The sequence below is a fragment of the Vibrio fortis genome (assembly GCF_024347475.1).
Classification (GTDB): Bacteria; Pseudomonadota; Gammaproteobacteria; order Enterobacterales; family Vibrionaceae; genus Vibrio; species Vibrio fortis.
Window position 1 is genome coordinate 1,109,404 of the sequence record NZ_AP025487.1, and the last position, 14,465, is coordinate 1,123,868.

The following is a 14,465-nucleotide window of genomic DNA, read 5'->3' on the forward strand; positions in this document are numbered from 1 at the left end:
CATGTCCCTCTTCTCTGTTTGGGCAAGGTTCGAGTTTGTTTTAGATAGCCAATGGCATTTCGTTTGAGTGATCAGGTTTACGATTAACCCAACGTAAACCAAGCATGGCGATAAGTGACATGGTAATCATCAAGCAACCCAGTGGCAGTTGGTCTTGAGCTGGGAAGAACGATGCCAACAGTGTTGCGATGCCAGCACCTAAATTCTGCATACCACCTAAGATCGCGCCGCCAGTACCTGCGTGGTATGGGAATGGCGAAAGTGCTCCCGTTGTTGCAGCTGGGAACAAAATACCAGCACCCAAGAAGTAAATGGTTGCGCCGCCAATCAAAGTTAATGCGGTTGTTTGACCAAACAGACCTGGGATAAGCACTACGGCTGAGCCTACCAAGATCGAAACTAAACCAACATTCAACGCGCGGCGCTCTGAGCGACGTTGCGCGATGTAACTCGATAGGCCAGCACCCACTAGGTAACCAGGAATCGGTAACACAAATAGCAAACTTACTGTGGTTGCTGGCAAACCAAGTACACCACCAAGCAATACACCTGCTGCTGCTTCGAACACTGCTACGCCTGCAAATGTTGCCACCAATACCAATAAGAAGCCTTGGAAGCGTTTGTCTGATAGAACAAACTTGTAGCTGTTGACGACCGACTCATTTTTACGTCGTTCTTTTGGCAATGTTTCCATCATGCTCGTCATCATGGTGATCACAACAGCGATACCAAACAGTGCAAGAAACAAGTAGCTAGAACGCCAGCCGAAAGCTTCTGTTAGGTAACCGCCCAGTACAGGTGCCATCAATGGGGAGAAAATCACACACATGCTGATTAAGCTGTTCGCACGGTGTAATTCAGCGCCCTCAAAACAGTCGCGAGTCAATGTACGAGACATCGCGCCGCCACAACCGACTCCCAGTCCTTGAATAAAGCTACCCGCCAAGAACCATTCGTATTCATGAGCGAATAGGGCGACTAAGGTACCTAGGATGTAGATGACTAAGCCTGCGACGATGATTGGTTTACGACCGAGGCGATCAGAAAGCGGACCGTAAACAAATTGCGACAAACCATAAGGGATCAGGTAACACGCCATCACTGCTTGAAGTGAAGACGCAGAAACCAAGAACTCACCTGCCATATGACCAATAGAAGGCACGTACATCGTTTGAGTCATTTGACCTACGGCTGTCAGAATAGCGATTAAAAAGGTAAGTTTCGCTAATGGAAACGAGGCGGACATTTGCGTATCTCTCCAAAAATTAAAAACGTAAAAAGCCTTAGCGCTCCATTAGGGAGAGCCAATTGAATAAAGCGACTAGGGAATCTAGGCGCGAGATATTAGAGTTTGATTGCCGAATTAGCAATCAAAAAGTGTGAAGTTGAACAAGATAAAAATCTATAATGTGGATTAGAAAAATTAATCCGAAATTAGTGGCATTTAAAGATGTGGAACGTGCGAGTCGGCTTCATTGACATGCCTCTGTGACAAGTCGAAAGTGATTGAAAATCAGTGTGTAAAAATAGAAAGATACGATTTATTAACATTTATATAAACTTTCGTTTTATATGTGACCGATTTGTGCTGTAATTGTCGGCTAAGCTATTCGTCTAACAGACATAAGTAGAATGGTATTTTTGCTATCGGTATGTTTTTAGGTTCACGGAAGTCTTTTGGCTTAAATAAGGATATTCAATGCGCTCACTTTCGGTACAGTGGAAAATCACCCTTTTGGCTGGGTGTTGTTTAATCATCACGTCACTCTCTCTTATTGGTTTCTCGATCTACAACGCTTCTAGTAATCAACAGGTGATCAAGTCCCAAAGTTCGGACTCTGTCATTAACAAAACTGAACAACTATTGGCTTCAGTTTCGCAGTTAAATGCACAAGAAACTCAACGTTATGTAGATGAGGCTATCTATCGTGCTGAAATGTTGGCCGCGAGTGCAAAATTTCTAAAAACAAACGCTGAAGAGAACTTCACGCCAAGCGAAGAGTTAAGAACCGCCTTAGACGAGATGATTCGTCGTTCAGTATTGGACTTTGAGTCAATACTCGGTGCTTACTTGGTGTTTCGTCCAGATATGTTAGACGGTGAAGATGGCAACTATGTGGATGCAGACTATGTAGGTTCTAACGAGGTGGGTCGTTTTGCACCATATTGGAAAGTAGCAGACAACGGAGAAAACGTACTGTCTAATGTTCTGTCTGAACAGATCCTAAACGATAACTCAAACAGCGAACGCTTTTATTGTCCGTTGTCGAGTGGTCAAACATGTATCAGTACGCCAAAGGTTGTGACTAGTGGTGGTCAGTCACTGCTAACATCTTCTATCTCGGTACCGATAATGGTTGATGATACGGCGATTGGTTTCCTTGGCATTGATCTTCGCTTGGATGCACTTACTCAAATTGTTGCAGAATCAGATGCTGAATTATTCGAAGGTAACGGCGCGATTTACGTGGTGAGCTTAGATGGCTCCGTAATTGCTGCAGACAACGCCTCTATTGCAACGGGTTCACAGTTTGCTAGTAATCATACGAGTAACGACCAACTCACAGATTTCATGTTTGGCGGAGAAACGATGACTCAGTGGAGTGACAATGGCGAGTGGCTATTAGCTTTTGCCCCTGTTGTTGCTGCAAACCAAACGTGGGGAATCTTGTTAGAGATCCCGCGCGACAGCGTAGTCGCTGATGCCAACCTGCTTGATGCCATCATTAGTGACAAGCTGAGTGAAGGTATCAAAACCGAGATGATCGCTGGTGGTCTATTTATTTTGATTGGTTTAGCTATCATCGCGTTTGCGTCGCTTTCGATTGTTAAGCCTATTCGTCAAGTAGTTGAAAGGCTTGATGATATTGCCTCTGGTGAAGGGGATCTCACCCAACGACTTGAAGTGAAGTCCCAAGATGAAGTAGGACAACTGGCTCAAGGCTTTAACCGTTTCCTAGATAAACTTCAGCCGACGATCAAAGAAGTGATCGCGACATCAGAGCAAGTCGCCAGCACTACAAGCGCAGCAAAGGCTTCGGCTTCAAGCACACGTCAAAGCAGTGAATCACAATTCAAGGAAGTCGACCTAGTTGCAACCGCAGCAGAAGAGATGACTCAGACTGCAAGTCTCGTTGTACAGAATGCTGAAATCGCGGTAGGCGCTGCGAGTGAAGCAAATTCTTCAGCGAAGCAAGGTCAGCAAGTTATTGAGTTGTCTGCTGGTGAAATGAGAAAGCTGGTAGAACGTATGTCTAGTGCCGTTCCGATTGTCGAAGAGTTGGCGAAGAACAATGCAAACATCACAGACATTTTGGGTGTCATTGAAGGCATCTCTGAGCAAACCAACTTGTTGGCGTTGAATGCTGCGATTGAAGCTGCCCGTGCGGGTGAACAAGGTAGAGGCTTTGCTGTGGTAGCGGATGAAGTACGAAACCTTGCTAGTCGCACACAAGCCTCGGTTGGAGAAATTCGCCAGGTCATTGATAAAGTTCAGGCTGGGACTCAGGATGTCGTGGAAGCGATTCAAGAGGGTAACATTTTAGCCAATGATACGGCTCTACATGTTCAAAATGCGGTTGAAGATTTAGGCTCAATCTTTACATCGATTGAAGCCATTAGTGACATGAACAATCAGATCGTGAGAGCGGCTGAAGAGCAACAATCGGTATCCGGTGAAGTGAATCAGAGTGTAGTGAATATTCGCGACCTAAGTGCACAAATTCTTGAGCAAGCTTCGGCGTCAGAAGAGCAGGGGAATCAGATTGATACGCTATCGCAACAGCAACAAGCCTTAGTAAACCAGTTCAAGGTTTAGAGTTGCAGATAGCTACAAAACTAAAAAGGGACACGTATATGCGTGTCCCTTTTGGTATGCGTTAACTGCGTAACTACTCTTCGATGAACCAGTAGCCTTTATTGACTAGGTTAGTGATAAGAGCAATAGCGGATGGACTTAAGGCATTCTCTGATGTGATGACTGAGTCATTACACAGCGACGTTAATAGAGCGCTGTCATTATCTTCAACCTTAATAACTTCACCATTGATGTAAGCAATGTTGGTCTCAGTTTCGTGGTATAGGGCTTTAAGACCTGAAACTTTGTAGATCTCGCCTTGTGCTGCTAAATGGTTAGAGACTTCTTCGGCACGCCATAGTGGATCAGGAGCAACGATATCAAGTTGATGGCGTGACTGGCTAAGCAGACATCCCATAAAGTCACTGACTGTGTTCGGTTGCTCAAGCGCTGAATGTAGCATTTTTGTCAGGCTTGCAAGGTCTGATTGGCGTATCTGACCGAAGTTGTTTTGCGTCTTGAACTGCGGATCATGGAGATGTGTGTCACCCATGTCATGCGCTAATACGAAGTCGGCAAAGTTGCTGATTAGCTCCTGCTCTTTCGGTGAGCGGTAGCCAATGGAGTAGCTCATTGAAGGCTCTAATGTGGTACCTTCATGTGGGAAACCTGGTGGGATGTACAGAATATCACCGGGCTCTAACACTTGGTCGATGATAGGCTCAAAACCCTCAATTTGACGCAGTGCAGAAGCTTGGATGCTCTCTGTGTATTGCCCTTCGTCTTTCGCCCCCACTTTCCACTGGCGCTTGCCATGACCCTGCACGATAAACACATCATATTGATCAATATGAGGACCCACACCACCATGCTCCGCTGAGTAGCAGATCATAAGATCATCGAATAGCCAGTTCGGAAGGGCTTGAAATGATTCTGCCAATTGGGCAGCTCCTTGATGCCAATGGTTGGCAGCTTGAACAATAAGTTGCCAATGGCTTTGAGGGAGCTGACCAAACTTATCTTCACTAAATGGACCGTGCTCAGCCGACCACTTATTATCTTGGTTAGATACAAAGCGAGAGTCGACTTCTTCTTCCATTGATAGGCCTGCCAGCTCTTCTGGGCTGATCGGGTCAACAAAATCTTTGAATCCGCCTTTGATGATGGTTGGTTGTTTATGCCAGTATTGTTCAACAAACTCGGCCATAGAGAAGTTAAGTTGGTACATGTGTATCCTGTTATATTCGTGCTAGGTGCTAGGTGCTAGGTGCTAGGTGCTAGGTGCTAGGTGCTAGGTGCTAATTTAGCTTGAAGGTCTTTCTCGACGATCTTAATTGCCTCTAAAGCAACTTTGGGATCGATTTCGTTGCTCTCAAAAAGGTAGATAAGATCAACCGCAAGTTTGATCTCATCTGGAGCGTTATCAAGTGGTGACTGGGTTTGTTCAGTGCTCATCTCTATTGGGAACCTCTAAGTCTATCTGTCTGTGTATCTTTTTCATGGACTCTTCACAGCGCTCTAGTCGCTCAGTCGCCAGTTTCCATGCTTTCTCTGCCTGTTCTTTTTGATAGGCGGGAGCGGAATCAAATGATGCCTTTCTCTGTTGAACTAAGCTTGATAATCGATTGTGCCAGTCTTGATGTTGCGCGAGGTTGTTGTAGAGCTGGTTGGTCGAGTGCTCTTGGTTGAAGTTTCGGTCACTACGCAAATCATAGTTCGCCAATTCGCGTTGTAGCGCTGCGACTTGATTGGTCAGCTTTTCCGTTAAGTGTAGGGCTCTCTCGGCAGATAATTGCTGGTGACTTTGTTCGAGCAAGATACGCTTATAGTTCGCTTGCGCTTCAAGCGCGTAGGGCATTAATAATTTTGCCCGTGAGTTAAATAGCGTGCTATCAAATAGTGGTTGATGATAAGTACCACGCGCTCCATCGACTTGTTGACAGTGGCCGATTAAGGTTTCAAGTATCTTAGCGAGTTGATTGAATTTAGACATGCCCAAACATTCGCTCAGTTAAAGGTTTACAAACCAAGCTTCGTAAGCGAGTTTGATGGCAAGGATGCTCACGACCGTAACAAAGACCGGGCGGATAAACTTAGCGCCAAAACGGATAGCTGAATGAGCTCCAACAAATGCGCCAACCATTAAGCAAACGCCCATCGTTAATCCAAGAACCCAATCAATATGACCTAGAATTGCGAACGTAACTAAAGAAGTGAAATTGCTGGTGAAGTTCATCGCCTTTGATAAACCAGATGCGAGCAAAATGTTTAGGCGATAAAGAGCCATAGAACTCACTGTCCAGAAAGCACCGGTTCCGGGACCTGCCACGCCATCATAAAACCCTAATGTAAAACCTTGAGCTATCTGTTTCTTCTTCAAAACTGGGCATGGCTTGAGTGGCACGCTCTGGTTTGCATTCGGCGTTTTGTGAAAAATGGTGTAGATCGCAGCGGCCAAAATCACAAGAGGAAGCACTTTTTCAAGCCATTCTGTACTGATGGCGTCGACGACTAGAGTTCCGACTGTCGCGCCAATTAAAGTTGCAACAAAAGCGTTGAGCCAACATTGAGGCTTGAACAGCTTTTTCTTGTAATAGGTAAACGCGGCTGTTGAAGACGCAAATGTAGCTGCAAGCTTATTAGTGCCGAGCGCAATATGAGGTGGTAGTCCCAGAGACAATAAAGTAGGTACGGTTAGCATACCGCCGCCACCGGCAACGGCATCAATAAAACCCGCAGCAAAGGCAACTAGGGCTAATATGACCAACATGGTTGGTTCAATCATTTCCATAAAATAGCTATTATTCTCGTTATATGCTGTATGAGCAGCGTAGCTTTGTAATTTGCTGGTCTGCAAATCAAAAACAGTTTTTATTAGGAGTGCGTTTGCAGCTCAATTCGTTAATATTTTATCGTACGTTTAAAAGGCGGTAGAGAGTCTAATAAGGACTTGCCATAACGCTTTGTGACTATGCGTCGATCAAGGATCGTGACTTTACCAGAATCTCGTTCTTTACGCAGTAGTCGACCGACAGATTGGATCAGTTTTTTACTCGCTTCAGGAACCGTGATTTGCATAAACGGATTTCCTCCCTTGGACTCGATGTATTCTGAATGAGCCTGCTCTACAGGTGAGGTAGGAACACCAAACGGAATCTTGGTAATAATGAGGTTTTCCAATAGCTCGCCTGGTAAATCAAGCCCTTCTGAAAAGCTACCTGTACCGAAAAGCACACTGGTTTTTCCTTTATCTATAAGGTTTTTATGTTTTTTTAGAATTTCCGCACGTGATGTATCGCCTTGCACCTGCAAAGCCCAACCCTTTTTAACGAAATCTGTGGATAAACCTTCGGCAACCTGATTCATTTGCCAGTATGAAGAGAATAAAACGAGGTTGGCTTTGTTGTCTTCAATTACCTTAGGCAAAATCTCGATAAGATATTCAGTAAACTGCGGAGCTTGTGGTTCATACTTCATTGCTGGAACTACTAGCTCGGCTTGATTTTGATAATCAAACGGAGACGCTAATGCAAGAAACTGCACACCATCCTCAGGTTTTTGACTGATGCCGGCCTGATGACAGAAGAAACTGAATGAGTTTAAAGCTCGCATGGTCGCTGAGACGAGAACCGCACCGACGCAACGGCTCCAAATCTGCTGATCCAACTGCCAGCCAACCTCTAAAGGCGACACATTAACAATGAAATCGCCTTCACTCTCTTTATTTAGTTCTAACCAGCGTGCTAGAGGTGCGCCTTTTTCTCGTTTGGGTTCTGCCATTAAGCGCCAGACTTGTGCGAGGTTTTCTGTTCGTTGTATATAGAAGCCAATTTCAGCGAGGGCTGGTTCCGCGAGTTTGGCGGAAAGCTCACCATCTTTCACTCTCTCTGCAATAAGGTCTGCAATTTTTGCGACGGCTTGACTCGCTTTTTGGCTTAACTGCTTTAGATCTTTTGATTCGCTTTCAAGCCATTCGGGAAGATCGCCATGTTCGAAACGATATAAGCCATCTTCAAATTGTGTTGCGTCGAAGCGATTACTCAACTGAGAAAGGGTTGGTATGAGCTGTTGAACTGAGTCTTGAAGCTCATTTCTGAATCGATAGACTCGTTTCTCTTCTGCTAGGCCTGAAAGTTTGCTGATCGATTGATTCAAACGTTCTAACCATGAAGCGGCACCTTTTAAACTTGCTGCAGCCGATGAGTGATCACGCGCAACGTGAGGCAAATGGTGTGCTTCATCGAATACATAAATGCTGTTCTCAGGCTCTGGGAGAATAACGCCACCGCCTAAGTCTGCATCTGCCATGACTAAACTGTGGTTCGCAATAATCACATCCGCTTTATCAAGTTCGGAGCGGGCTTTCTGAAAAGGGCAGTCTCGATGTGCAGGCATACTGTTGTTGCAGCTGTGCTTGTCGCTCACGATCATTTGCCAAATCATGTCGTCAATGGGTTTAGGCCACGAGTCTCTATCGCCATCCCATTTACCTTGAGCAAGGCTTCGGTACATGGTTTCAAGTTGCTCTATGTCTTTCTTCTTAGGCTTAGATTCAAACATCGCCATCTGGCCACCATCAGCGCCACATGCCACTGCAAGCTTTTCGGCACAACAATACCGTTGCCTGCCCTTCGCTAAGATAAAAGAGAACTCTCTGTCGGTGAGTCGTCTATATAGAGGGAGGTCTTTATTTACGAGCTGTTCTTGTAGCGCCACAGTCGCAGTTGAAATAATGATTTTTCGGTTGTTGAGCACCGCGACAGGAATCGTCGCCATTAAGTAAGAGAGCGATTTACCGATTCCAGTACCCGCCTCAGCCACAATCATGCGGTTACTCTTGTGGTATTGCCCACATAGTGTCTTCGCTATTTCAGCAACAAGATAGTTTTGAGCGCGTCTAGGTACAAAGTTTTCCAACTGAGATTGAAGGTTTTGATAACTAGTGCGAATAGAATTTTGTATTTTAGTGGTTAGCATACTGTGACCCAAGTAACGAAGCCGCGATAGTAGCACATTTCACTAGCCTGTTCATTTTCCGCGAAATAGGTCGCTTTTGAATCAAAGGTAGATCTTGTTCACAAAAAAAAACTGAACCTTCATGAAGTTAGCGATTTTATTTATTGTGCGAAATATAAATATCAAAAAAAATACCACTTTAAGTGTATAACTCTGAAAGTTGGTTGTTTAGTGTGTGTTTTTTGGTGTTTTTGACTGTGTTGGTTGTTTTTAGGTCTATTATATTTTTGCTAAAACAGGTCGAGAAGTGTCTCGTAAAATGATGAAAAAAATTGTAAGTAATTGAATTTGTTTAATTTGTCTTTTTTTTAGGTTTGTTTTTAGTTTATTTGACACGCAGGATAATCTTTTGCAATCTAGACCTCGAAATTTAGTGACGGTGATTAACCAACAAAGAGTGGTAATGACCATCACAAAAAATAAAAAGGGAACCGGGCAAGGATCTCCCATTCTTAGAAAAGGCAGTGGATTTATTATGAAAAAGACTCTATTAGCTCTAGCAGTTATGACAGCAGCTGGTTCTGCAAACGCAGCAATCGAAATTTACAACCAAGACGGTGTTTCTGTTGATCTTAAAGGTGACATCGAAGTTGTATACAGCAACGAGTTCAAAAAAGGTTCTTCAATGGAACAAAAAATCGAAGATGCAGACTTCGGTTTTGACGTAAAATACATGGTAAATGAAGAGTGGAAGGTAGGTGCTTACTGGGAGTTTAACGGCTCTGAGAATGCAAATGCTGAAGACACTAAAAACGGCGATACATATGTAGCGGCTTACCATGAGACTTTTGGTTCTATCAAATTCGGCCGCCTATGTACAGCAGTTGATGATCTAGGTATTGGTGGTGACGAAGCGTTCGGTATTTCTACCTTACTAGACAACGAGACTAACGAGTGTGCAGACGAAGCCGTTCGTTACGATTTCGACAATGGTGACTTATACGCTACACTTGGTTTCGTTCAAGATAAAGTTGATGGTTCTTCTAACTCAGAAGCTGAAGGCTCTAACTCAGAGTATTTCGATGCGCGCCTTGGCTACCGTCTAACTGACTTTGACATCTCAGCATTTGTTGCGAACCTTAAAGCTGACGGTGCAGGCGTAGATCATCAAGGTTTTGGTGCTGAGCTAGTATATTCTGGTATCGAAAACGTTTACCTATCTACAGCTTACTACGGCACATCTTCTGATGCTGACAACGATGACAACTCAGTTATCGCATTTGCAGCTGGTTACACTATGGGTCTTTGGGGCTTTAACGCTGGTTACTCAATCGGTGATCACGATGTAGACGTTAAAGACGAAGACCGTTGGTTTGTTAACTCAACTTACGCAATCGCACCAAACACTAAAGTATACGCAGAAGTGGGTGGTATCGATTCAGACAACACAGATTACAAAACAGACTCTGGTCTAGCTATCGGTGTTGAAGCATCATTCTAATTGACCTCTTAATCGAGTCATAAAAAAAGCCACCTTAGGGTGGCTTTTTTGTTAGAATAAATAATAGTTTACTAGATTATAAAGGGAGATACATTGATGAAAGTATGGTTAGTTTTGGGCTTATTCACTATGCTTGTTGGCAGTGTAAGCGCTGCGACTTTAACTCCCCAGAAAGGGGTGTCAATTTTGTTCATTAATGAACAAAAAGCTGAAAACAAAATTAGTGGGAATCATATTAATGAGGGTTTTAACCAAGTTCTAGTTCGCTTCGATAAAAAATTTGGTAATAGTGGGGTCTATTCTTCGGCACCTTATATATTGAGCTTTCATGTTACCGGTGATGAAGTGAAGATTAAGCCCCCAAAAACGCGTAGCTATATTGAAGCAGAGAAAGTCTTCGAAAGCGAAAATCCTTCATGGGATGTTGTGCAAGATGACGTAGCAATTAAATTTCAACAGGATGTCATTGAACGTAAGCCTGGGTTTGTACCTTTTGGTGGGTTAGACTCCCGGTTGGTTGAGTATAATGAAAGTAATGCGATTTATTTCAAGGATGGTGTATTGCTTGATAAACCGGCTGAAGCTGTAGTTTTAGCTCCTGTGACAACAGGAATTACTCCAAAAAACGAGACGAAAATTCAACCGCAATCGAATGAAACAGAAGCTCATAACGTTGAGCAGTTGAAAGCTTGGTATCTAAAAGCTTCTAAACAAGAACGCAAAGAATTCCGTAAATGGATGATTGATCAAGAGTAATCAATCACTATGTACAAAAAAGCGAGACATAATTAATGCCTCGCTTTCTTGTATAGCATGAGTTAAACCTCTTTCCATTCCCCTGGTAGCAAATCACCTAAAGTCATTCCACCCATCGAGTAACGAATAAGACGAAGAGTCGGGAAGCCAATGTTAGCTGTCATGCGACGTACTTGACGATTTCGACCTTCGATAATAGTAATGGCAAGCCATGTCGTTGGGACCGCAGCACGAAATCGTACCGGTGGATTACGTTCCCAAACACTAGGCTCTGGCATAACCTCTACTTTGGCTGGTAATGTCATACCATCTTTGAGCTCGACACCTTTTCTCAATTTATCTAAATCGTTCTCTGTTGGAGCACCTTCTACTTGTACCCAATAGATTTTCGGTGATTTAGAGTTAGGTTGAGTCAACTTAGCTTGATAAATACCATCATTAGTTAACACCATTAATCCTTCGCTGTCTCGATCCAAGCGGCCTGCGGCATAAACGTCTTTGACGGGGATAAAGTCAGCTAGAGTTTTTCGGCCTTCACCGTCGGTAAACTGACTCAGCGTGTCGAATGGCTTATTGAAGAGAATCACTTTTCTGTCTTCAAGAGCGACTCTAGGTTTATCGCTGCTTGGTTTACGTTTGTAGCGCTGTTTACTGGATGATTGACTCTTGCTTGTAGAAGAAGAGCGGCGTTCATTTCCTTTGTGGTTTTGACGCGATGAGGTATTGCTGCCTTGTTTAAATTGACCACCTTGTCGAGAGGAGCCATTAGAGCGCGAAGTGCTACGAGAGCGAGTAGACATGTTAACTACCTTGCAAAAATGTAAACGAAGTGTGCTGAAAAGTTTTCACTGAAACGGAATTGAGCTATCATTTGCGCGCCTAAAAGACACAAAATAGAACAAGTTAATGGACTATAACGCCCAATTTGTTTAATTATACCAACGTGTTTTATTATAACAACGCACTCACGGATTTGGTTCATGCCGTCATAAAACGGTATGAAAAATAAGATAGAGTACGACTATCGAGTAGACCTTCGTTGCTCTCAAGCACTGTCTACTGGTCAATTTAAACATTCTCACGTTGAGTGAGCTTGTCAGAACTATAGGGAAATTTCATGCCTACTGAAAAACCAACCATCATCTATACGATTACAGACGAAGCACCAGCACTAGCGACATACTCTCTACTGCCTATCATTCAGTCATTCACTGCTTCTTCTGGTATCAACGTTGATACTCGTGATATCTCACTTGCAGGGCGTATTATTGCTAACTTCCCTGATTACTTAACTGAAGAGCAACGTATTGGTGATGCACTTGCTGAACTTGGCGAGTTGGCAAAAACACCGGAAGCAAACATCATCAAGCTTCCAAACATTTCAGCGTCTATCCCACAACTTCAAGCAACCATTAAAGAGCTTCAAGCGAAAGGTTACGCGCTTCCTAACTACCCAGAAGAAGCAAGCACTGACGAAGAGAAAGCGATCAAAGCAACTTACGACAAGATTAAAGGTAGTGCAGTAAACCCTGTACTGCGTGAAGGTAACTCTGACCGTCGTGCGCCACTTTCTGTAAAAAATTACGCGAAGAAAAACCCACACTCAATGGGTGCATGGGCTGCAGATTCTAAGTCTCATGTAGCGAGCATGGACGGTAAAGACTTCTTCGGTAGCGAAAAATCAACCACTATCGACGGTGCAACAGAAGTAAGCATCGAGTTTGTTGGTCAAGATGGCGCGAAGAAAACACTGAAACCAGCTTTCGCTCTGCAAGACAAAGAGATCATCGATACTTCAGTAATGAACAAGGCTGCGCTTGTTGCTTTCTTTGAAAAAGAGATTGCTTCAGCAAAAGAGCAGGGTGTACTGCTTTCTCTGCATATGAAAGCGACAATGATGAAGGTTTCTGACCCTGTGATCTTTGGTCATGCGGTTAAGGTTTATTACAAAGACGTATTCGCAAAGCACGGTCAGTTGTTTGAAGAGCTAGGTGTTGACGTGAACAACGGTATTGGCGATGTATACGCTAAGATCGCATCTCTACCACAAGACCAGAAAGAAGCTATCGAAGCTGATCTACAAGCGGTATACGAGACTCAACCGCCTCTAGCAATGGTTGATTCAGATCGTGGCATCACAAACTTACACGTACCAAGTGACATCATTGTTGATGCGTCAATGCCAGCGATGCTGCGTTCTTCTGGTCAAATGTGGGGTCCGGATGGCAAGCAGAAAGATACTAAAGCGATGATCCCAGATCGTAGCTACGCGAGCATCTACCAAGCTGTTATTGATTTCTGTAAAGAGAATGGTGCATTTGATCCAACAACAATGGGTAGCGTACCAAACGTTGGCCTAATGGCTCAAAAAGCAGAAGAGTATGGTTCTCATGACAAGACGTTCATCCTAGATGCTGCTGGTACGGTTCAAGTTGTAGACGCAAGTGGTGCCGTTCTTCTTGAGCAAGCGGTTGAAGAAGGCGACATCTTCCGTATGTGTCAGGTGAAAGACGCACCAATTCAAGATTGGGTTAAGCTTGCAGTAACACGTGCTCGTGCTTCAGGTACTCCAGCAGTATTCTGGCTAGACGAGTCTCGTGCACACGATGCAGAGCTGATTAAGAAAGTAAATGCTTACCTACCTGAGCACGATACAGATGGTCTAGAACTGAAGATTCTTTCTCCACTTGAAGCAACTAAGTTCTCTCTAGTTCGTATTAAAGAAGGTCTAGATACAATCTCAGTAACGGGTAACGTTCTACGTGACTACCTAACGGATCTGTTCCCAATTCTTGAGCTAGGCACGTCAGCGAAAATGCTATCTATCGTTCCATTAATGAACGGTGGTGGTCTGTTTGAAACGGGTGCTGGCGGCTCTGCTCCTAAGCACGTTCAACAGGTAGAAAAAGAGAACCACCTACGTTGGGACTCTCTAGGTGAGTTCCTAGCACTTGCGGCTTCACTAGAGCACCTAAGCACAGTTACGGGTAATGCTAAAGCTCAGGTACTAGCGGATGCTCTAGATAAAGCAACAGGTGAATTCCTAGATATGAACAAGTCACCATCTCGTAAAGTGGGTGAGCTTGATAACCGTGGTAGCCACTACTACCTAGCGACATACTGGGCTAAGGCTCTTGCTGAGCAAACGGTTGATGCGGATCTAGCACAAGAGTTTGCAAGCGTAGCGGCTAAGCTATCTGAAAGTGAAGAAGCAATCGTTGGTGAGCTAAACAGTGCGCAAGGTGTTAAAGGTGAACTGGGTGGTTACTACCTATTTGACGATGCTTTGACTTCAGCTCTAATGCGTCCAAGCGCAACACTAAATGCTGTGATTAATGCATAGTTATGATTTAGGTTAATCTAAACCTTATTTAAAAACGCTCCGCTAGGGGCGTTTTTTATTGGCCAAACAAAAAACGCCCTGTTTTAAACAGGGCGTTTAGGTAAGAGCAGTAA

General features: G+C 44.0%; 11 protein-coding genes. 4 read left to right on the forward strand and 7 right to left on the reverse strand.

Annotated elements, in window-relative coordinates:
• Positions 1-40: 40 nt before the first annotated feature.
• Positions 41-1,246, reverse strand: coding sequence for a multidrug efflux MFS transporter EmrD (gene emrD, locus OCV50_RS05055; RefSeq protein ID WP_261903864.1), 1,206 nt, complete (start codon positions 1,244-1,246; stop codon positions 41-43).
• A gap of 453 nt (positions 1,247-1,699) precedes the next feature.
• On the opposite strand from emrD, the gene OCV50_RS05060 reads away from it, so the two are divergent.
• Positions 1,700-3,817 carry a methyl-accepting chemotaxis protein gene (locus OCV50_RS05060; protein ID WP_261903865.1) on the forward strand — a complete coding sequence of 706 codons (2,118 nt, stop codon included), beginning with the start codon at positions 1,700-1,702 and terminating at the stop codon, positions 3,815-3,817.
• A 73-nt stretch (positions 3,818-3,890) separates the two neighbouring features.
• On the opposite strand, the gene OCV50_RS05065 is transcribed toward OCV50_RS05060, so the two are convergent.
• The 5 genes from OCV50_RS05065 to dinG all read right to left on the reverse strand — a co-directional run bounded on the left by OCV50_RS05065 (position 3,891) and on the right by dinG (position 8,773).
• Positions 3,891-5,024, reverse strand: a complete 1,134-nt coding sequence (locus tag OCV50_RS05065) for a ribosomal protein uL16 3-hydroxylase (protein WP_239840579.1) — start codon at positions 5,022-5,024, stop codon at positions 3,891-3,893.
• Positions 5,025-5,080: 56 nt separating this feature from the next.
• Positions 5,081-5,251, reverse strand: a complete 171-nt coding sequence (gene rsmS / locus OCV50_RS05070) for a pleiotropic regulatory protein RsmS (protein WP_239840580.1) — start codon at positions 5,249-5,251, stop codon at positions 5,081-5,083.
• On the reverse strand, positions 5,241-5,789 hold the full coding sequence (locus OCV50_RS05075) for a primosomal replication protein (RefSeq protein WP_261903866.1): 549 nt from the start codon (positions 5,787-5,789) through the stop codon (positions 5,241-5,243). The genes rsmS and OCV50_RS05075 overlap by 11 nt, the downstream gene beginning before the upstream one ends.
• 18 nt (positions 5,790-5,807) lie before the next feature.
• The gene (locus tag OCV50_RS05080; protein ID WP_239840582.1) at positions 5,808-6,587 is read right to left on the reverse strand and encodes a sulfite exporter TauE/SafE family protein; all 780 of its coding nucleotides are present in this window, start codon (positions 6,585-6,587) and stop codon (positions 5,808-5,810) included.
• A 110-nt stretch (positions 6,588-6,697) separates the two neighbouring features.
• Positions 6,698-8,773 carry an ATP-dependent DNA helicase DinG gene (gene dinG, locus OCV50_RS05085; protein ID WP_261903867.1) on the reverse strand — a complete coding sequence of 692 codons (2,076 nt, stop codon included), beginning with the start codon at positions 8,771-8,773 and terminating at the stop codon, positions 6,698-6,700.
• Between the two features lie 514 nt (positions 8,774-9,287).
• Between dinG and OCV50_RS05090 the strand changes: the two genes are divergently transcribed.
• Together OCV50_RS05090 and OCV50_RS05095 are read left to right on the forward strand one after the other, a co-directional pair.
• Complete coding sequence (locus tag OCV50_RS05090) at positions 9,288-10,253, forward strand: porin (protein ID WP_261903868.1); 966 nt, start codon at positions 9,288-9,290, stop codon at positions 10,251-10,253.
• A gap of 93 nt (positions 10,254-10,346) precedes the next feature.
• Positions 10,347-11,009 (forward strand): YccT family protein, encoded by a 663-nt coding sequence (locus OCV50_RS05095; RefSeq protein ID WP_390905125.1) that lies wholly within the window; start codon positions 10,347-10,349, stop codon positions 11,007-11,009.
• Between the two features lie 62 nt (positions 11,010-11,071).
• On the opposite strand, the gene OCV50_RS05100 is transcribed toward OCV50_RS05095, so the two are convergent.
• A complete protein-coding gene (locus OCV50_RS05100) occupies positions 11,072-11,809 on the reverse strand; it encodes a pseudouridine synthase (RefSeq protein WP_261903870.1) in 738 nt (245 codons plus the stop codon).
• Positions 11,810-12,126: 317 nt separating this feature from the next.
• Between OCV50_RS05100 and OCV50_RS05105 the strand changes: the two genes are divergently transcribed.
• Positions 12,127-14,352: an NADP-dependent isocitrate dehydrogenase gene (locus tag OCV50_RS05105; RefSeq protein ID WP_261903871.1), complete on the forward strand. Its 2,226-nt coding sequence runs from the start codon at positions 12,127-12,129 to the stop codon at positions 14,350-14,352.
• Positions 14,353-14,465 lie beyond the last annotated feature (113 nt).

Coding starts and splice junctions, on each gene's coding strand:
- OCV50_RS05065 (WP_239840579.1), bottom strand. CDS start 5,024: ATGTACCAACTTAACTTCTCTATGGCCGAGTTTGTTGAACAATACTGG.
- emrD (WP_261903864.1), bottom strand. CDS start 1,246: ATGTCCGCCTCGTTTCCATTAGCGAAACTTACCTTTTTAATCGCTATT.
- OCV50_RS05100 (WP_261903870.1), bottom strand. CDS start 11,809: ATGTCTACTCGCTCTCGTAGCACTTCGCGCTCTAATGGCTCCTCTCGA.
- OCV50_RS05105 (WP_261903871.1), top strand. CDS start 12,127: ATGCCTACTGAAAAACCAACCATCATCTATACGATTACAGACGAAGCA.
- OCV50_RS05075 (WP_261903866.1), bottom strand. CDS start 5,789: ATGTCTAAATTCAATCAACTCGCTAAGATACTTGAAACCTTAATCGGC.
- OCV50_RS05090 (WP_261903868.1), top strand. CDS start 9,288: ATGAAAAAGACTCTATTAGCTCTAGCAGTTATGACAGCAGCTGGTTCT.
- OCV50_RS05080 (WP_239840582.1), bottom strand. CDS start 6,587: ATGGAAATGATTGAACCAACCATGTTGGTCATATTAGCCCTAGTTGCC.
- dinG (WP_261903867.1), bottom strand. CDS start 8,773: ATGCTAACCACTAAAATACAAAATTCTATTCGCACTAGTTATCAAAAC.
- rsmS (WP_239840580.1), bottom strand. CDS start 5,251: ATGAGCACTGAACAAACCCAGTCACCACTTGATAACGCTCCAGATGAG.
- OCV50_RS05060 (WP_261903865.1), top strand. CDS start 1,700: ATGCGCTCACTTTCGGTACAGTGGAAAATCACCCTTTTGGCTGGGTGT.